A 19287-nucleotide genomic window follows, 5' to 3' on the forward strand; every position below is an offset into this window, starting at 1 on the left:
GAAATGGAAAGAATTACAATTATTGATATTGCAAAAATGTGTGGGGTTGGCGTAACCACAGTCTCTAGAGCGATCAACAATCATCCAGATATTAATGAAGAAACAAAGATGATGATTATGCATGTAATTAAAGAAAATCATTATGTTCCTAATAATAGCGCGAGAAATTTAAAGCGTGCTGCTTCGAAAACGATAGCGGTATTAATTAAGGGGATTACGAATCCTTTCTTTAATCACATGATTAAAGTATTTGAGGAAGAAATAAAGAGAAAAAAGTACTCCTTTTTTCTACAACGTGTAGATGAGAATCAGGATGAAATTGATGTTGCTATAGAACTTGAAAAGGAAAAGCGACTAAAAGGAATTGTGTTTCTAGGAGGATATTTCTCACACTCTAAAGAAAAACTGACACAATTAACGGTACCGTTTGTACTTAGTACAATAGGAATGACTGCGGAGTTCGAACCTAATGATTACTCTTCTGTATCCGTGGATGACTTTAAAGAAAGTTATAAATTAGTTGATTATTTATGTAATCTAGGGCATACCCAAATCGCAATCATTGCTGCATCTATGGAAGATGTGAGTATCGGGAAATTACGATATGAGGGATATAAGAAAGCTTTAGAGGATCATGGTCTGGCATATAATACGAATTTGGTACGGTTTATGAAGGAAGATATTGAGAGTTATACGATGGAAAATGGGTATGCTGTAACGAAAGAATTATTAGAATCAAAGGAAGAGTTTACAGCTATTTATGCTATCTCGGATAGTCTTGCTGTGGGTGCATGCAAAGCCATCTTTGAAGCTGGAAAGCGTGTACCAGAAGATTATTCAGTAGCTGGGTTTGATGGACTTGATATATCATTTTACTATAATCCTTCCATTACAACGATGAGACAACCGGTAGAGGAAATTGCCGAAGAAACGATAAAACTCCTTTTTGATCTGATCCATAAGAAAATAACTCACGCACATAAAATATTCCCGGCTGAATTAATTATAAGAGATTCTACTAGACCTCCTGATTATATAAAATAGTAAAAAATAAAAGCCTTACTACATCTAAAATGTAATAAGGCTTTTAAAATTGTTTGGAAACGTATGTTAACAGCTATTATCCTTCAAATATACGATCCACAATCTTGTTAATATGTATTCTTTTTCATCTCTTCACAGTGGAGACATGCGACTTTAGTCGTGTGAGGAAACTGTGTCGCTGAAAGCGAATTGTACTTATCCTGAATAATAACATACTCCACACCTTTCTTCTGATTCTCACCACTCACTTCACTAAATATATGATATAACATTTAGTGAAGGGGGTGAGCATGGTGAAAACCACCATTACAGCAAAGATAAAGATTAACCCTACAGAGGTTCAAATATCTCAATTAGTTGAAACAATGTCTGTGTATAAGAAAGGATGTAATTTTGTTTCAGAAATGGTATTTGACACTAAGAATCTCAATCAAGCTTCTTTGCATAAGGTTACATATGAGACCCTTCGTACTCAATATGGATTGCGTTCGCAAATGGCACAATCTGTATTGAAAACTGTAATTGCTAGATACAAGACCAACAAGAGTAGTGGTCATGAGTGGACACTTGTCACTTTCAAGAAGCCTGAATATGATCTCGTTTGGAATAGAGATTATTCTCTATTCCAAAGATAATTTTTCTTTGAATACACTTGAAGGAAGAGTAAAAGTTCCCTATGAAGCAAAAGGTATGGAACAATACTTCGATACTGAGTGGTCTTTCGGAACAGCTAAACTCGTTAGCAAGTATGGGAAATGGCTTTTGCATATTCCTATGACCAAACAAGTAGAAGATGTTTCGGATAAAGATATCGAACAAGTTGTTGGCGTTGACTTAGGTATAAACTTTGTCGCTACAACTTACGATTCTCAAGATAATACTTTGTTTTTCAATGGAAGACGAATTAAACATAAACGTGCAAAATACAAACATCTCAGAAAACAACTGCAACAACTCGGAACTGCCTCCTCACGCAGAAAGATAAAACGAATTGGACAACGAGAATCCCGTTGGATGACTGATGTAAATCATCAGATCAGTAAGGCACTCGTCGATCATTATTGAGCAAATACGTTATTTGTTATGGAAGACTTATCAGGTATTCGAAATGCAACTGAAAAAGTTAGAGTTCAAGATCGTTATGTGTTCGTATCTTGGTCTTTCTTTCAGTTCCGTCAAATGCTTGAATATAAAGCTGTTATGTCTGGCTCGAAAGTTATTGCAGTTGATCCAAAATACACTTCGCAGACATGTCCAAAATGTGGTCATACAGAGAAGGAAAATCGAGACAAGAAGAATCATGTTTTTTGTTGCAAAACGTGCCAATACACATCTAATGATGATCGTGTAGGAGCAATGAATCTTCAACGAAAGGGAATTGAGTACATCGTTGAAGTAACTACATAAGCATGTCTTTTGTAGTTGGGTAGCTGTCAACCTGCCCTGATGTAACGCCATACTAAGGAAGGAGATTCTCAAGAATCGTTCGCACTTCTGGGCAGTTACAAGCTCGTGACTTTAGTCATTGAGTTGTTGACCGTATCTCTCTTCTCATTCAACATTGAAAGTATCAAAGCAAAAGAATACAATACAAAAGTAGTTGTTTCTAAGACCCTTAACAGACTTATACGTATTTTGCTGTACAACACGAAAGGGGTGATATATTGAAGGGAATTAATTATCTTACAATTGCTATTTTGAATTTTCTAGCAGCTGCTGCATTTGTTGTAACAGATGTCATCTCTGATCATAGTAATTGGAAAATAACATATGGCTTTGGATTTGTAGCATTTTTATTTTTTATTGCTGGGATTGGGAATACGATCAAACATTTCAAGGATAATTCAACAACGGATTGATGAAGGTTAGACTTCCTACAGTGATTAGAACCGAAGTGATTAGTTAGCTAAGTCCCCCGTGCTTTCCGCGATATAGTATATCATATAGTGGATGGGGGTTCACTTACGTTCAGATACTTTAATATTGATGAAAGTAGTGAGAATGAAAATATGGCGATACATACGACTATTTACTTCGTAAGACATGCAGAATCACCTTATATTAAGGGAGAAGAACGTACTCGAGGGTTATCCGAAAAAGGTCTACGGGATGCAAGGATAGTTAAAGAGCTACTGGTCAATGAAAGAATCGACATCTTCATCTCAAGTCCATACGAAAGAGCTATTGAAACGATTAAGAACTTAGCCCATGAACTTTCTGAAGAGATTGCAATAGAAGAAGATTTAAAAGAAAGAGTCATAGGAGACTTCGGAAACTTGGATTTCAAAGAAGCGAAAAGAAAGTTGTATAATGACTTCGATTTCATGTACCCCAATGGAGAATCAAGTCATGAAGCTCAGGATCGTGCGATTGCAACGGTTGATAAGGTACTTCATGATAATCAGGGGAAGAAGATCGTGCTGGGCACACATGGTGATATCATGACCTTAATGATGAATCACTTTGATGCGAAATATGATTATGATTTCTGGGCGTCCACGTCAATGCCGGATATCTATAAATTGAATTTGGAAAGAAGTGAATTGCGACATGTGGAGCGATTGTGGAAGTGAGCCAAGATATTGAGGTAGAATACTACATATTTGAAAGAGAAATACACATACTGGTATAGACATAAGAAGATGAACTCGCAGGGTAACACGTAGGTTAAAGGACATTTCGTTATTTTAGCTCATCTCTAAAAGTTATTCAATATGAATAATAACATGATAAATACATGTGATATTTCTGATATACTATTCATAAAGCGTACTTTCGGAAGGAGTAAATGTTGAAATGGGAATTAAGGGAGCAGTGTGCAAACTACGAGGTCTATACAAATTAGGTGAGATGTCTTCAAAAATACGTGGAAAAGTCTTCATTAATAAAATGGGGGAAATTCAGGTTGGTAAAAACCTCTCCATCGTAGGACATCCATGGGCAGTTCAACTGACCAGTAATAAAAAAAGCTAGCTTAACAATAGGACATCATGTGTATATTAATGCTGGAGTAGGGATCGCGGCTAGTACAGGGATTATCATTGGGGATCACGTTAAAATCGGCCCAAGAACGAGTATTTTTGATAGCAATTATCACCGGATGGATTCTGCGGACAACGGTGAATTGAGTGCAAAAATTGTTATCGGTCATAATGTTTGGATCGGAGCAGATTGTACAATTCTTCCAGGTGTCACGATTGGAGATAACTCTGTGATTGCCGCAAAGAGTACCGTGAATAGGGATATTCCAAACAATGTATTGGCGGGAGGATGCCCGGCGAAGGTGATTCGAGAACTCATCATAGAAGACGGTTGGGTTAGAAATTAACTTATACCATCTTTTACTAGATATTACTTGCAATACGTTTGTTTTACATAATTTTACTTGACAATCAACGGTGGGGTTATGTAATATTGTACCAATCTTATATATGTTAGGCTCTGACCAAAGACATGATTTCCTTTTCCGGACTGCCCAGAGAGTGAAGTGATGGCTGCAAGCTTCTCCTGTACCGGTTGTGAGATTACCCCTTTGTAGCTGTGATGCTGAACCCGTTGATTCTGTGAATGGACTCGCGTTGTATGTATCACCGTTTTATCTACGTTACAGGATACTAATGATTAATGAAGGACCTTGTTACTAACAGGTTGTGGCGAATAGCCCAATAAGTGATGTGACGGGTTGAATTAGGGTGGAACCACGAGTTGAACGCACTCGTCCCTTTGGGGATGTGATGCGTTTTTTTGCGTTCAATAAATTTAAGAAATGGAGGCTAATCATGATGAGCGAGATTAACGTAACGCTGCAAGATGGAACAGTTAGGAGGTATCCGCTAGGTACCACAATATTGGAAGTAGCAGAATCAATCAGTACAGGCTTGAAAAAGAATGCGGTGGCTGGAACAACGAACGGCACACTCGTTGATCTCCATCATGCGATAGACCATGATTGCCTCTTAGAACTGGTTACATTGGATAGTCAGATAGGGTTAAACATATATAGGCATACTACTGTACATGTGATGGCACAAGCGATTAAAAGGTTGTACGGATCCAAAGCTGTTAAGCTAGGAATTGGACCGATTATCGAAGATGGATTCTATTATGATATCGATATGGAGCAACCGTTATCTGTGGATGATCTTGTAGCGATTGAGATCGAGATGGAGAGAGTTATCCAAGAGAATCTACCCATTCTACGTCGAGAGGTAAGCCGAGAAGAAGCTATCCGTATTTTTAGAGAGTTGGAAGATCCCTTAAAGCTAGAACTCATTGCAGATTTACCTATAGATGCGGTCATTTCCTTATATGAACAAGGAGAATTTATAGATCTCTGCCGCGGGCCACACTTACCGTCTACTGGACGGATTAAGGCGTTCAAGCTATTAAGCGTAGCAGGTGCGTATTGGCGGGGGAATTCGAATAATAAGATGTTACAGCGCATCTATGGAACTTCTTTTCCAAAAAAAGTAGAACTCGAGGAACATTTAGCCATGTTGGAGGAAGCCAAGAAACGTGATCACCGCAAGCTGGGTAAAGAACTTGAACTATTCATGTTCTCTGAAGAGGCGCCGGGAATGCCATTCTACCTTCCTAAGGGCATGGCGATCCGCAAAGGACTTGAACAATTCTCTCGTGACATACAAAGACAATGGGATTACGAAGAGGTATTTACTCCCCTGATGATGAACAATCGGATGTGGGAGCAATCTGGACATTATGAGCATTATCGCGAGAATATGTATTTTACGAATGTGGACGAAACAACATTTGCACTCAAGCCGATGAATTGCCCAGGGCATATGCTGATTTACAAAAATAGTCTTCACTCCTATCGAGATTTACCAATCCGCCTGTCTGAGTTCGGTCAAGTGCATCGGCATGAGTACTCAGGGGCGTTAAACGGTATGATGCGAGTTCGTACCTTTTGTCAAGATGATGCTCACATCTTTGCACGTCCCGATCAGATTGAGGAGGAGGTTAGTCGAGCCATTGCATTGATCGATCACATGTATAAGGTGTTCGGTTTTGAATATAAGATCGAGTTATCTACTCGTCCAGAAGATTATATGGGATCAGAGGAATTGTGGGATACGGCTGAACAATCGTTACAGAGTGTTCTGGAACACCGCGGTATATATTATCGTGTGAATGAAGGAGATGGCGCGTTCTACGGTCCTAAGATCGATTTTCACATTCAGGATGCACTCAAACGAAGTTGGCAGTGTGGCACGATTCAATTGGATTTCCAAATGCCTGAGAAATTCGATCTGTCCTATGTTGGTGAGTATAACCAGAAGCATCGGCCTGTTGTTATCCACCGTGCGATATTTGGTTCCATTGATCGGTTTATCGGTATTTTGACTGAGCATTATAGTGGAGCATTCCCTTTGTGGCTTGCGCCAGTACAGGCGAAGATCTTGCCCGTGTCCGAGAATTATAATGATTATGCTTATGAGGTGAAGAAATCGTTAGTACAGGCTGGGATCAGAGTAGAGGTTGATGTGCGAAATGAGAAGCTAGGATACAAGATTCGTGAAGCACAGCTAGAGAAAGCTCCTTATATGCTGATTGTGGGTGAGAATGAGAGGGATTCAAGTAGTGTGTCTGTTCGAAATCGGAGCGAAGGTGACCTTGGCATTACAAGTGTGACAGAGCTGATTAAGAGGGTACAAGAGGAGATTCAAATATAGATATATGGAACATCATACGAAACAACCGGTTGCTTAAGAGCAAGCCGGCTGTTTCGTATGATGTTTAGAGTAAGTCATTATACAATTGATTTATGGAAACCTGCTGAATCACATCAGGAAGATAATGACCGTTGGAGCAGACTGATAACATGTGCGCATCATCCATTCTGAAGCTTTTGAAATGGAATCCACTGGCTTCTGGTGAGTACCATACTCCGGTATCCTCTCTGCGATTCATAGAGAAAGAGGTGAGAGGGATAGATAATCCCTTACCAACAGCTTTCATATAACTTTCTTTCAAGGTCCATAATTGATAGAAGTATTCTAACTGTGCATCACCTGTTTTTGACGCAAGTATTTGGTTTTCTTGAGGTGCAAAGAGGTTTGCTGCGAATGCAAGATTCAAAGGTACAGTCTTCTCCACATCAACACCTACAGCGTGACCTCTATGATCCAAGATCATTGCTACCCAATTCCCTGAGTGAGAGATATTGAAAGTTAAATCTGGATTGTTGTGTAGCAAAGGTTTACCATATGGATTGTAGTCAAATTTGAGTTCGTGATGGTTCACACCCATATCATGAGATAACGTTGAACGAATCAACACCTCACCCAACAAGGAGCGGTAAGCATCCTCTTGATGGACGAAACGTGAAAATTGTTGCTTTTTTTTATCAGAGACATTAGCCAGAAAAAAGTTTAAGTAATCCGACGGTATGTTTGCCGGGATTTGTACGACCATAATTGATTGCATGAATGTATCACCCAATCGAATATTTCTACAATAAGAACGAGAAGTCCTTTATTTTGTCTGTAAAACATGAATTAAAAGAAAGAGAGCGAAGGATGGTTTTGACTCGAAATGTAGAATTGTTATGATGCAAATGTATGTTCTGTGGTAGAATAATAAATATTCATTTAAGAGAATAACTCAACAAGTATGTTGAGATTAGTTAGATACATAAGAATTGAAAATAAATCTAGCCAGAGGAGAACAAAAAAACATTATATGATGACACAACTAAAGCAAATTCATCCTTTATCATGGACCATTATCTTGGGGACTATTTTTGGTAGAATGGCCACGTCTATGAGTATACCTTTTCTATCTATTTATTTGATTAAAACGATGGGGGCTTCCCCGTCACAGACCGGAATTGTTGTAGCGGTAAGTTCTTTGATCGGTGTGTTTGCAAGTTTCTATGGAGGCTATATTTCGGATGTAATAGGTCGTAAAAAGGTGATATTCATCTCGATCTTCGGGTGGGCTCTTGTCTTTATAGGATTCGCTGTGGCGGACAAAATATGGATTTTCTTTGTTATGAATGCACTTAACGGCTTGTGTCGTGCCATGTTTGAACCCACTTCTCGGGCCTTACTTGCAGATATTACACCCCAGGAAAGCAAACTTCTAGTGTTTAACCTGCGTTATGCTGCCATTAATCTAGGTGTTGTATTTGGTCCTATTATAGGTTTACAAATGGGAGCTTCAGGATCGAACTGGTCTTTTGCCGTTGCGGGTGTGGTCTATATTCTATATGGTGTGACCTTGATTATCCAATTCTTTAGATACCCTAAATTGGGTACTGCAGTTAGTAACGCTAGCGAACGAGTGACATTAGCAGGTGCGTTCCGTGCTACGAGTGGCGATCGAGTATTTATGTTTGTGTTGATTGGCATGATATTCTGCGTACTGGGATATGGACATTTCAGCTCCACGTTAGCGCAATATATGGAGATGAGTCCACGGATTGAAAATGGCGCAACGTGGTTCGGTTACATGTTATCGCTTAATGCGATTGTCGTGCTGGCATGCCAGTTTCCTGTAGTTAAATTTGCCAGTAAATTACCACCTATTATTCCGCTGATCCTAGGGAGTATATTCGTATCTTGCAGTCTACTGATATTCGGGTTCTTTCAATCTTTCATTGGATTAATGGTGGGTGTAGTTATATTTACGATAGGTGAAGTTCTGATGTTTACGATGACAGATATGCTTATCGATCGTATCGCTAAGCCAGAATTACGTGGGACCTATTTCGGGATGATAGGATTTAACAATTTGGGAAATGTAATGGCACCTTTACTTGGTGGCTTTTTGTTGGAGGCTTTAGGTGTAGATTCATCCATCATTATTTTCACGATTATTGCTGTAACATCAGCCTTCGGCATCCCGTTCTTACTATCCGCCAATCGGAACATGAAGAGAGAAGAACAGATGGAGAGAGGAAGTTCGATGGAGATAGAAGGCTAGATGATGAGAGGAAATTTGATGGAATTGGCAGGATGCAAGAGTTTGGATATTACAAATATTGCAAAAAATATAGTCCTAGCTGGTACTTTCAATCGATATGATGGGTCATTTGCTAATGTGCTGTAATACAGAATAAAGTTATCGGGAAAAACCCCCTGCTATATGATGATGAGAACCTCTCTTTTCTCTTTCTAACTGGACAAAATACCGCTAATTCGACGATTAGCCCTCAAAAATAGCTCGAATTAACGAATTAGCTGGAGATAGTCCAGTTAATTTCTCTTCTAGTAGTTTTCAAGCTACATTAACTGGAAAATTTCCTGTTAATCTTCTTTTGCAAAAGCATCTATTCTTGAATCTGAAACCCTCGAAGTCGAGGGTTTTTTATTGCCTCGAACTGTCAGTCCGAATCCTATCAAAATGAAAACTAATATAAAAATACATCATATGAAAAATTCATAATAGATAACATATAGATAAATTAAGCCACATTAGCACGTACACATCACATTGTATTTACTTATTCTTTGAAAAAGGGATAATCCTAATTCATACTGCTGAAAAAAACAATAAAAAACGGACAGAACCAGCTTAGCTAGTTCTATCCGTTTATGCTTGTACACGATCATCCGTGCTAGTACACGAACTATCGAATTGCTTGTAGTTATGCCAAGCTATCCTTACAGAAGTAGTAAATCGTCGTTACTCCCACCGAAGTAAACTAGCAAGTCGTTACTCCCTCTGAAGTAATGCTGCGCCTGCAATTCCAGGGTTGGTCATTTGATATGGATCGAGGATGATGTTCAGTTCTTCTTCCGTCAGAACGTTGTACAGGAGACAGAGACTACGTACCGATTTACCGGTGGTAATGGCTTCGCGTGCGATTCGAGATACGACTTCATATCCTAGGTGAGGATTAAGGGCAGTGATGATCCCTACGCTGTTCTCAACATATTCACGACAATGATCTATGTTGGCCTGAATACCTTCAATACAGTGTTCTCTAAATACGCGGAAACCTTGATTCATAATCTCCAACGACTGTAGTAAGTTGTATACCAGTACCGGCTCCATCACGTTCAGTTCCATTTGACCTGCTTCCGATGCAAGGCAGATGGTATGATCATTACCCATAACTTGGAATGCAATCTGGTTAATGACTTCGCACATCACAGGGTTTACTTTACCTGGCATGATGGAGGAGCCTGGTTGGCGGGATGGAAGTGTAATCTCAGCTAATCCAGCTCTTGGGCCAGAAGCCATTAGACGGAGATCACTAGCCACTTTAGACATGTTCATCATGCAGATTTTGAGAACTGCGGATACCTCGGTATAGGCATCTGTGTTCTGTGTTGCATCTACTAGATGTTCCGCTGGCTCCAATGGAAAACCACTTAATTCTGCAAGGATTTCGGCTACACGCTGAATATAACGTACATCAGCATTAAGACCCGTACCGACTGCTGTTGCACCCATATTAATATGAAGTAGGTTATTCTTGGTGGCTGCAAGTCGTTTGATATCTCTTTCAAGTACGCGTGCATAAGCTTGGAATTCTTGTCCGAGACGGATAGGGACAGCGTCCTGAAGATGGGTTCGTCCCATTTTGATAACACTGTCGAATTCCGTTGCTTTATCACTGAATGCTGTATGTAATTCTTTCATTGTCGAGAGCAACTTCTCGATCATAGTCAGTACTGCTAAATGTACGGCAGTGGGGAAGGAGTCATTCGTAGATTGAGCCATATTGACATGATTATTGGGACTGATGTCTGCATAACTTCCTTTTTCCTTACCTATCAGTTCAAGGGCACGATTAGCTATGACCTCGTTAGTATTCATATTGATAGATGTACCCGCACCACCTTGAATAGGATCAACAATAAATTGATCGAACCATTTCCCTCCAATAATTTCATCAGCCGCGAGAACGATAGCATTTCCTTTGCTAGATAGTAATCGTCGGATCTCCATATTGGCTATAGCTGCACCTTTTTTAACCATGGCCATAGCACGAATGAGTTCGGGATGTATGCGTTGACCAGTAATTGGGAAATTCTCTGCTGCTCTGATGGTTTGAATGCCGTAATAAGCTTCTGATGGAACTTCTTTTGTACCCAGAAAATCTGTTTCCAATCTCATAATATGAATTCCTCCGAGTGTGAATAATTAGTAATATCATCCTGGTGTAAGCACTTTATTTACCAGACTCGCTCTCATTATAGTTGTTTCATGTCAGCTTATCAATTGTTATCTTCTTTCCAATCGTAACAACTCCGTTATAGCAAGTAATAGATTCGTGTTGGATTCGTTCAGCAAGCTGGTACCAGATTATCCATTAAATAAAAAAAGCAAGGCTCGTCAATGACGAACCTTACTTGATAGGGTTGGATTAAAGAGAGTTGGGTACTTGAACATCGGGATTAACTTCGGTTTCATAATCAACACCATCACACTCAAATCCAAATAGTTGGAAAAATTCGCGGCGATAGCCTTCCAGATCCGTAAGCTCATTGACGTTCGCTGTTGTTAACTGATTCCATATCTTTGTAACTTCCGCTTGAACATCTTCGCGGAGTTCCCAGTCATCAATGCGTATACGTCCTTTTTCATCCACAGGTGTACCTTCTTCAGTATATAATCGTTCTGTAAACAGGCGATAGGTCTGTTCAATACAACCTTCGTGGATACCCTTTTCCTTCATCACTTTGTATAAAGCAGAAATGTATAACGGTACGACAGGAATTGCAGAGCTAGATTGTGTCACAAGACCCTTGCTAACACATACATAAGCACGACCGCCGCCTATAGCAAGTTGATCATTCAATTGTAATGCCGTTGCTTCTAGATGATCTTTCGCTCGACCAATGGAACCGTCTCGATACACAGCTTGCGTGAGTTCTGATCCGATATAGGAATAAGCGATCGTAGTCGCATGATCTGCTAGAACACCAGCATCTCGAAGAGCGTGTATCCATTGTTCCCAATCATCGCCACCCATAACGGTCACGGTATCTCGAACTTCATCTTCTGTGGCCTGTTCAATCGTAATCTGGCTCACTTCACCTGTATGGAAGTTGACTGTTTGATTGGTATATGGTTTACCGATAGGTTTAAGAACAGAGTTAACCATTTCACCCGTCTGAGGATCTATTCTTCTCGCGGAAGCTACACTATAGATCACTAGATCAACTTGACCTAGTTCAGTACGGATGAGTTCAACTGTTTTGTCTTTTGTCTCGGAAGAGAAGGCGTCACCGGTCACACTGAACGATTTAAGACCAGCTGCGGCTGCCTCTTTCTCAAAAGCTGCGGAGTTATACCATCCGGCTGAAGCGGTACGTTTCTCACTTCCGCTGCTAGGGCGATATACGCCAACTGTATTTGCTTGTGCTCCAAAAGCCGCAACTATACGAGATGCTAGGCCGTAACCCGTCGATGCTCCGACTACTAATACATTTCGTGGACCCTTTATTGCTGGATGTGCTTGTACATATTCTATTTGTTGCTGTACCTGACGGGCACAGCCCTCTGGATGGGATGTCGTGCAAATAAATCCACGTGTTCTCGGTTTAATAATCATGGGTCTGTAAATTCCTCTCTTTAACAGAAACTGCTTTAATATCTTATCTTAATTATATTCAAATTGTTGGCAGTTGTCTCGTTATGTAATCCACCCTATACAATAAAACTGTCATTTTCGGTGGAAATCGTTAGATAAAAGTGGTTTACACCTCGGTTTCGGCGTTCCGATGTGAACGTCCGTACATTCGGTAAAGGACGAGACCAAATATCATACCTATAAAGGACATAGCAGAGATGGTTAGAAAAAGTGCTTTTCCACCAAAAACTTCATATAAAGCTCCTCCAACATAAGATGAGATAATACCAGACACTCCGAAGAACAGAAGTGCTAATACCGTCTGACCGGTTGCACGCCATTCAACAGGTACGATCTGATAAAGATATTGAATGGCCGCTGTGTAGAATACCGGGAATGTAAGTAGTTGTAGAACTTGCAAATAAGCTAGCATGTGTGGATCTGTGATCCAAGCGGAAATAAAGAATCGAATGAAATAGAAACCGCCTGCAAGAGAGATAACGATGAGTTCTTTCCCTTTTCTCAACCACCAGAAGCTTAATGCAAATACGACAATTTCACTCCCTGCTGCAAGAAACCATGCTTGCCCAACCAGTCCAGGTGTTCCCCCAAGTTCGAGAATATAGACCCCTAGAAACGTATCGTTCATCCGTGCTGGAATAGAGCTAATGAAGACTAATAATAAGAATAATAAGGTTTCTTTTCCGCTCAAAAAATGCTTGAGACTCTTTATTGTAACTGGTTTGCTAGCGACAGGCGCATCAGGTATGGCAAGAATAACGATAAAGCTTAGGAGTCCTATTCCCGCAAAGAGTATCGCTAAACTGTGTGCTCCGAATTGAGTCATTAAGTAACCTGTCAATAACGACATAACCGCATAACCTAAAGCCCCAAACGTACGGATCGAACCATAGTTAATTCCTGCAGATTCAGATATCCGGAAATTTAAACTTTCTGTCAAAGGATCAATAGGCATTAAGAAGAAATAAGTTAGCATTGCGAACAGAACAAGTAAAGTGTAGCTACTCGTATTGTATAAAAAATATCCGGTGACAGAAGCAAAAACAATTAGCAATAACAGTACTTTACGAATCGTCTTCGTCCGGTCGCTTATCATTCCCCACAAAGGCTGGGCAATAATGGTGATGATACCACCTGTTCCAATGATGAATCCGATCTGTGACTTACTTAATCCCTGTTCAGCAAAATAAACGGGAAGAAAGGGAATAAACATAGCCAATAGAGCAAAATACAAAAAATTAAAGCCACGTAATGGTGTAGAAAGTTTCATAAGTTCTCATTGTCCTCACATGAATTGGTTTATTATAGATAAATGACAGCCTTAATATTGTACCATGAATGTAATGGGGAGAGATAAGTGTAATGAAATATATTGAAGTTAAAGGGATTTTGCGTCCTTTTAGACTTCAGTCGATATACATACGGCTGTGGGTAGGGAGAAGAGTATTCGTTATTGATTCCAAAGAAGGGTTCAAACAATACGCGAAAAGCAGAAAAAAACTAAAATTGATTCTTGGATTTCGTGGCATGTGATGCATAGTTGGGTTAGAATACTGCAACACTATTATAGTGAAAACCTGAATAAAAATCGATGCCAAGGAGGAATTAAATATGAGCCCAAGACATCCAGATAAGAATCTGATGAATACGGTAAAAGATTTAGAAACGACACCTGTAACGAGTCAGCAAGCACAGCAATTCCAACAAAAGAAAAATGATAGACGGAAAGAAATGCTTCAAGATGATTCAAAAGAATAGATTTTAAATCATACCGCTTGCCGAAGTCGTACAAGAAGAGGGGGAGATTGAAATAATCTCCTTCTATTATGTTATCTTCCCTACATGAATTGGATTACACAAGAATATGATGCTATACTATATGTTACTTTAATTTGCTAAGAGAATGGAACCTGCAAAAGTTAGTATGAAGATATAATATGATAATCACTTACTAAGCTCTTTGTTAAAAGGGCTTTTTATAAACCTTGGTAAGGTTTCTACTGGTATCACTTCAAGATTTCCACCATAGAGAAGAGGAGTTGTCTTTAGTATGTTAAAGTTAGGCGTGCTTGATCAGGTATATATCAATGAAGGGCAAAATGCAACGGAAGGTCTTCAGCTATCCACACGACTTGCTCAAGCTACGGATGGTCTAGGGTATACGCGATTCTGGGTATCTGAGCATCATTCTATGCGTGCACTTGCTTTCTCAAGCCCAGAGGTGTTAGTTGCACACCTTGCCGCTGCAACGAATCGCATTCGTGTCGGATCTGGTGGGATTATGCTCCCACATTACAGCGCGTATAAGGTCGCAGAGAATTTTCGATTGTTGGAAGCTCTTCATCCAGGACGTATTGATCTGGGTCTAGGTCGTGCTCCAGGGGGGATGCCACTCGCTACAAGAGCTTTGCAACAGGATAAGTACGTTGACGTGAATAAATATCCGCAACAGGTGCTTGATATTATCGGCTATTTACATAATTCCATTCCTGCTGGGCATCCGTTTGAGAAATTAGTGACTTCGCCAGTTATCTCTAGTGCACCTGAAATCTGGCTATTAGGTTCAAGCGGCGAAAGTGCGAGAATTGCTGCGACACTAGGTACCTCATATGCGTTCGCAGAGTTCTTTGGTACACCTGGAGGAGAGCAAGCGACTCAACATTATAATGAGAATTTTGAACCTAATCATGTATTAGAAGAGCATCCACGCTCAATGATTGCAACACTAGTTATTTGTGCGGAGACGGAAGAAGAAGCGGACGAATTGGCGAAGAGTGGGGATTTATTATTCCTTGGTATTAGAACAGGGTTAGAAATTCCGTTCTTGCCTTCGGTAGAGACTGCCACCAACTATCCATACACAGAGATGGATCTGCAACACATCGAGCAAATTCGTAAGCGTCGGATTATTGGGACTCCAGATCAGGTGAAGGAACAGCTACTACAAATGAGTAAGGATTTCCATGTTGGTGAGATTCTCATCAATAGTCCAATTCATAACGAACAAGCGAGAATCCATTCTTATAAGTTGATTGCAGATGCTTTTGGAATGAATGAGAAGTAGGGAGGATTAGATCGCTTGACACTACAACAATTGAAGTATGTAATCGAGATTGCTAGTCGTGGTTCCATGAACTTAGCTGCAAAACGTTTGTTTATTTCCCAGCCTAGTCTTTCGAATGCGATTAAGGATCTCGAAGAAGAAATTCAGATTACGATTTTTGAACGAACAAATAAAGGGATATCCTTGTCGAAGGAAGGGGTAGAATTCCTTGGTTATGCTCGTCAGGTTGTTGAGCAAGCAGAACTTCTGGAAGCCCGTTATCTAGATGCGAAGCCCTCACCACAGCATTTCTCAGTATCTACTCAACACTACGCTTTTGCGGTGAATGCATTTGTGAATATGGTTCGTGAATATGGTCAAGATGAATACGAATTGGCATTACATGAGACCAAGACCCATGAAATCATCCAGGATGTAAAGAGTTTACGTAGTGAGATCGGGATCATATATCTTAATGAATTTAATACAAAAGTCATCAGTAGACTTCTCAAGGATGCGAATCTACAGTTCAACCGTTTATTTACGGCAAAACCACATATTTTTATTAGTAGTAAGAATCCCTTAGCCAAGCAGGCTAGAGTTACCCTCGATCAACTACAGGAATATCCATATCTGTCCTTTGAGCAGGGTGAATACAATTCCTTTCATTTCTCTGAGGAGATTCTTAGTACGTTGTCGCATCAAAAAAGTATTCGTGTCAATGACCGAGCAACGCTCTTCAACTTATTGATAGGATTGAACGGATACACGATTTCGACAGGTGTTCTCAGTTCCGATCTGAATGGGAATGAGATCATTCCGGTTCCATTGGATTGTGATGAAGTGATCCATGTTGGATGGATTTCTCATAAAAATGTTGCACTCACGAAGCTCGCATCGGCTTATATTGAGCAACTTCACCAAGCCATTGTTGAATAATAATACGGGTATAGTTTAACGCTAACTAGATATTGGGCCATATAATAAGCACTCCACACCTGTGGAGTGCTTATTAGTTATATTTAGAAGTAAAGGCGTTGTAACAGTAAATCCATTTTCTCATAGTTATCAAAGGGTTGGAGGATAGCTTGGGTAACATCATGGGGAATTAGGAACTCGCCCAGCTGAGATATCGACCCAATCATGTACAAAGCAATGAACGATAATAGGGTTAAATGGAAGCGCATACATTGTTAAATCTATACTATAATTGGAAACGAGAGCAGAGGAGGGATGAGATGTTAGACGAACGAGCTGCTAAAGTATTGCATCTTATATTGTCTAATCGGGTTATAACTCTCAGACAGTTGGAACTTCAGCTTGATAGTTCAAGGCGTAAGGTGAATTACGATGTTCAAAAAATCAACGATTGGCTATTAGAAGAAAATTTACCGCTCATCCAAAATAAGCGTGCACACGGTTTCACCGTTGATAAAAAGACAAAAGAGAAAATCTCAGGTGCACTATTCAAAGTCACACTGAAGGAATTTATTCCGTCACCCATGTTAAGAAACGATATGATGCTCCTGAAGATTTTTATGAAGAATGATTATTTATCCGTTAACCATTTTATTTCAACGTTCAAAGTTAGTAGAAATACTGTGTTGACTTATATCCAAAATGTTCGCTCAGAGGCGAAACGAGCTGGAATCTCGCTGAAATACAGCCGTCAGGAGGGATACTGGCTGGATGGTGATGAGATGGACATCCGGACGTTAATCTTAAGTAGTCTAGCACGTGTGGTTCAGCAGCCAAGAGGACTTTATGTCCTTAAAACCGTATATGATGAGCAAAAACAAGACGGAGATTTTGACCAAAGCTATGAGGCTGTCATGGCATCTCTCAATCGAATTGAGGACAGCTTGGACATTACTTTTGTTGAGGAGCGCATGAAGGAATTCGCGTCCTTTACGACCCTTCTGCTTGCAAGACTAGAAGGAGAACACAACGTCTCTGTAACTAGCAGTATCATGAAAACCATTCAGGGAACAAAGGACTATCAGGCTGTGGAAAGCATGCTGGTTGAATTAAAAACCAAGCTCCCCGAGCAAGAAAAGACGTATATTACGATCCTTATGTTGGGGTTAAGTCTCAGGCATGATAAGAAGATTTATGAGCAACAAAATAGCAAAGAGTTCAATAGGATTACCAACGAAATTCTATCTGAATTTGAAATGCTGGCCTATGTGGAATTCAAAAATCGAGAGCATGCCATCAAATCATTGATGCTGCATTTGAAACCGGCTTATTATCGTCATATCTTTCACATTTCCCTGACCAATCCTTACTTGGAAACGATCAAGGATGAGCACTTTGACCTCTTTCTTCTTGTTAGAAAAGCACTTAGGAAATTTGAAATGTTTGTGGGTTCATCACTTTCTGATGATGAGATCGGTTACATTGCCCTGCATTTTGCTTCTTTCTTGAATGATCAAGCGATCATCGTAACTCGGAAGAAGGGTATTATCGTATGTCCGAACGGACTAGCCACATCCAATATGCTGAAGCGGCAAATTGAGAGAGTCGTTCCCGAACTGGAGATTGTGAAGGTCAGCTCTATCCGCGAATATGATGATTCTCACGAGGAAGTGGATATTATCTTTTCTACGGTTCTTCTCCGTACACAAAAGCCTTTAATCATCGTGCAGCCTATTCTGACATCGATGGATAAAGCTAAGATCATTCAGGAGGTTGATTTCATTTTACATGGAACCAAGACCTTGAAACCGAAGGTGAATCGTTTGATGCAAGTAATTAAATCTTTTGCGAATGTCCATGATGAGGAAGGCCTGTATACCGCCATTAATGACACTCTTAATGGAAATACGCTAGACAATATCGGGAGGTATAAGCCAGTGCTAAAGGAACTGCTTACGAAAGACATGATACGGTTTGAAGAAGGGGTGGACAATTGGGAGCAGGCAATTCGAATGGGAGCACGACCCTTATTGGATATCAATGCAATAGGAGACAGATATGTTGACGCAATGATCCATAATGTGAACACTCTGGGAGCCTATATTGTCTTGGCTCCGAGAGTAGCGGTACCCCATGCGCGACCAAGGGACGGCGTTTCCAAGTTGGGAATGAGTCTATTGAAGCTAGAACGTAGTGTGTCATTTGCGGACAATGATCCCGAGAAAGACGTGAATATTATCATCGTCTTGGCCGCTATAGATAATGAATCACATCTTAAAGCGCTGACACAGTTAATGGAACTACTTGAGGAAGAAGGGAATATTGAGAAACTGATTCAGGCCGATCGTTTAGAACCTATCCTTGCTTTAATCGAGCAGTATAGCTAGATATCGAATATATGAGGAGGAATAAGCATGTTGAATATTGTGACCGTATGCGGTAATGGAATTGGTAGTAGTCTGATGTTGAAACTGAAGATTGAGGAAATATGCTCTGAAAATGGGATCAAAGCTTCCGTTGAATCCTCGGATTTCAATGCAGCCAAAGGTCGAAATTGTGATCTAATCGTTACAGTGAATGAATTGGCATCCCAATTTGATAATAGCCAGCGAGTGGCTGTCACCCGTAGCTATATCAATAAGAAGAAGATCCAGGAAGACATATTAGAAATATTACTAGAGTTGAATAATTAAATATCGGAGGGGGAGTAATG

Annotated in this window: 17 protein-coding genes and 1 pseudogene; 14 read left to right on the plus strand and 4 right to left on the minus strand. The window is 40.1% G+C overall.

From position 1 onward, the window contains the following. The first annotated feature begins 3 nt into the window (after window positions 1–3). The 7 genes and pseudogenes from AC1D7X_RS04885 (at window position 4) to thrS (ending at window position 6737) form a co-directional block, all read left to right on the plus strand. Window positions 4–1044 (plus strand): LacI family DNA-binding transcriptional regulator, encoded by a 1041-nt coding sequence (locus tag AC1D7X_RS04885; protein ID WP_495474755.1) that lies wholly within the window; start codon window positions 4–6, stop codon window positions 1042–1044. 293 nt (window positions 1045–1337) lie between these two features. Beyond that, window positions 1338–2451, plus strand: a pseudogene (locus AC1D7X_RS04890) (RNA-guided endonuclease InsQ/TnpB family protein). A 257-nt stretch (window positions 2452–2708) separates the two neighbouring features. After that, window positions 2709–2903 carry a hypothetical protein gene (locus AC1D7X_RS04895; RefSeq protein ID WP_495457821.1) on the plus strand — a complete coding sequence of 65 codons (195 nt, stop codon included), beginning with the start codon at window positions 2709–2711 and terminating at the stop codon, window positions 2901–2903. Window positions 2904–3053: 150 nt separating this feature from the next. Next, window positions 3054–3617, plus strand: a complete 564-nt coding sequence (locus AC1D7X_RS04900) for a histidine phosphatase family protein (RefSeq protein ID WP_495474756.1) — start codon at window positions 3054–3056, stop codon at window positions 3615–3617. Window positions 3618–3840: 223 nt separating this feature from the next. Beyond that, window positions 3841–4017 (plus strand): hypothetical protein, encoded by a 177-nt coding sequence (locus AC1D7X_RS04905; protein WP_495474757.1) that lies wholly within the window; start codon window positions 3841–3843, stop codon window positions 4015–4017. A 19-nt stretch (window positions 4018–4036) separates the two neighbouring features. Beyond that, window positions 4037–4372 carry an acyltransferase gene (locus tag AC1D7X_RS04910; RefSeq protein ID WP_495474758.1) on the plus strand — a complete coding sequence of 112 codons (336 nt, stop codon included), beginning with the start codon at window positions 4037–4039 and terminating at the stop codon, window positions 4370–4372. Window positions 4373–4823: 451 nt separating this feature from the next. Beyond that, complete coding sequence (thrS, locus tag AC1D7X_RS04915; RefSeq protein WP_495457824.1) at window positions 4824–6737, plus strand: threonine--tRNA ligase; 1914 nt, start codon at window positions 4824–4826, stop codon at window positions 6735–6737. 64 nt (window positions 6738–6801) lie between these two features. Here thrS and AC1D7X_RS04920 read toward each other — a convergent pair whose 3' ends face one another. Next, window positions 6802–7491: a 4'-phosphopantetheinyl transferase family protein gene (locus tag AC1D7X_RS04920; protein ID WP_495474759.1), complete on the minus strand. Its 690-nt coding sequence runs from the start codon at window positions 7489–7491 to the stop codon at window positions 6802–6804. 255 nt (window positions 7492–7746) lie between these two features. Here AC1D7X_RS04920 and AC1D7X_RS04925 point away from each other — a divergent pair, with 255 nt between their 5' ends. Next, window positions 7747–8991, plus strand: coding sequence for an MDR family MFS transporter (locus AC1D7X_RS04925; RefSeq protein WP_495457826.1), 1245 nt, complete (start codon window positions 7747–7749; stop codon window positions 8989–8991). A gap of 732 nt (window positions 8992–9723) precedes the next feature. Here the strand turns inward: AC1D7X_RS04925 and aspA are convergent. The 3 genes from aspA to AC1D7X_RS04940 all read right to left on the minus strand — a co-directional run bounded on the left by aspA (window position 9724) and on the right by AC1D7X_RS04940 (window position 13883). Next, entirely contained in the window at window positions 9724–11133 is a 1410-nt protein-coding gene (gene aspA / locus AC1D7X_RS04930; protein ID WP_495457827.1) for an aspartate ammonia-lyase, read from the minus strand. A gap of 250 nt (window positions 11134–11383) precedes the next feature. Continuing rightward, window positions 11384–12574, minus strand: a complete 1191-nt coding sequence (gene fabV / locus AC1D7X_RS04935; protein WP_495457828.1) for an enoyl-ACP reductase FabV — start codon at window positions 12572–12574, stop codon at window positions 11384–11386. A 145-nt stretch (window positions 12575–12719) separates the two neighbouring features. Further along, the gene (locus AC1D7X_RS04940) at window positions 12720–13883 is read right to left on the minus strand and encodes an MFS transporter (protein ID WP_495457829.1); all 1164 of its coding nucleotides are present in this window, start codon (window positions 13881–13883) and stop codon (window positions 12720–12722) included. A 92-nt stretch (window positions 13884–13975) separates the two neighbouring features. Here AC1D7X_RS04940 and AC1D7X_RS04945 point away from each other — a divergent pair, with 92 nt between their 5' ends. From AC1D7X_RS04945 to AC1D7X_RS04970, 6 genes are all read left to right on the plus strand, one after another. After that, a complete protein-coding gene (locus AC1D7X_RS04945) occupies window positions 13976–14146 on the plus strand; it encodes a DUF3977 family protein (protein WP_495457830.1) in 171 nt (56 codons plus the stop codon). Window positions 14147–14224: 78 nt separating this feature from the next. Further along, window positions 14225–14371 carry a hypothetical protein gene (locus AC1D7X_RS04950; RefSeq protein WP_495457831.1) on the plus strand — a complete coding sequence of 49 codons (147 nt, stop codon included), beginning with the start codon at window positions 14225–14227 and terminating at the stop codon, window positions 14369–14371. Window positions 14372–14663: 292 nt separating this feature from the next. After that, complete coding sequence (locus AC1D7X_RS04955) at window positions 14664–15677, plus strand: LLM class flavin-dependent oxidoreductase (RefSeq protein ID WP_495457832.1); 1014 nt, start codon at window positions 14664–14666, stop codon at window positions 15675–15677. 15 nt (window positions 15678–15692) lie between these two features. Continuing rightward, a complete protein-coding gene (locus AC1D7X_RS04960) occupies window positions 15693–16595 on the plus strand; it encodes a LysR family transcriptional regulator (RefSeq protein WP_495457833.1) in 903 nt (300 codons plus the stop codon). A gap of 299 nt (window positions 16596–16894) precedes the next feature. Beyond that, a complete protein-coding gene (locus tag AC1D7X_RS04965) occupies window positions 16895–18961 on the plus strand; it encodes a BglG family transcription antiterminator (RefSeq protein WP_495457834.1) in 2067 nt (688 codons plus the stop codon). 27 nt (window positions 18962–18988) lie between these two features. After that, window positions 18989–19267 (plus strand): PTS sugar transporter subunit IIB, encoded by a 279-nt coding sequence (locus AC1D7X_RS04970; RefSeq protein ID WP_495457835.1) that lies wholly within the window; start codon window positions 18989–18991, stop codon window positions 19265–19267. Window positions 19268–19287 lie beyond the last annotated feature (20 nt).

It is taken from the genome of Paenibacillus sp. Y568, assembly GCF_059445545.1.